The sequence below is a fragment of the Pseudomonas agronomica genome, assembly GCF_025917275.1.
Classification (GTDB): Bacteria; Pseudomonadota; Gammaproteobacteria; order Pseudomonadales; family Pseudomonadaceae; genus Aquipseudomonas; species Aquipseudomonas agronomica.
On record NZ_JAOSHO010001019.1, the window covers coordinates 1 to 523 of the forward strand.

1 protein-coding gene and 1 pseudogene are annotated in these 523 nt (G+C 64.4%); both read left to right on the forward strand.

Features of this window, described 5'->3' with window-relative positions; genetic code table 11:
* On the forward strand, positions 1 to 313 hold a 313-nt coding region (locus OC610_RS28685), incomplete at its 5' end, for an SURF1 family cytochrome oxidase biogenesis protein (RefSeq protein ID WP_332880492.1).
* A pseudogene (locus OC610_RS28690) lies at positions 279 to 523 on the forward strand (hypothetical protein); the annotation flags it as partial. The gene OC610_RS28685 and the pseudogene OC610_RS28690, both read left to right, overlap by 35 nt.

Genomic DNA, 523 nt, shown 5'->3' on the forward strand with positions numbered 1-523 from the left:
GGGTGCGACGTTCCAGCTCCACGCCGACCCGGCTGGCGCACCGTGGCCGCGGCTGGTCACCGCCGTCGAGCCGGACAAGCTCTGGACCGAATTGGGCCGCGGCGGTTTCGCCCATGAATTGAGGCAACAAAGCGGCCCCGGCGCCTACCGGACCGATTGGCCGGTGGTGTCCATGGGCCCGGAAAAACATCTTGGCTATGCCGTGCAGTGGTTCGCCATGGCGGCGGCGCTGTTTGGCCTTTTCCTTTATCTCGGATGGCACAACGCAGGGAGACACCATGGGGAACACCATGAATCCAACCAACACGTCTGAGGCGCCCGTGGCGCAGAACCGCCGCAAGGGACGCCTGCAACTGTTGCTGATCGTGCTCGGCGTGATCGGCCCGATGATCCTCGCCACCGGTATGTACAAGTTCCAGTTCTGGGTGCCCGACAGTCGCAGCTACCACGGCGAGTTGATCGGTAACGGCCAGACCCGCGCCGAGATTGGCGTGCAGGCCGATGAACAGCGCTGGCAGATCCT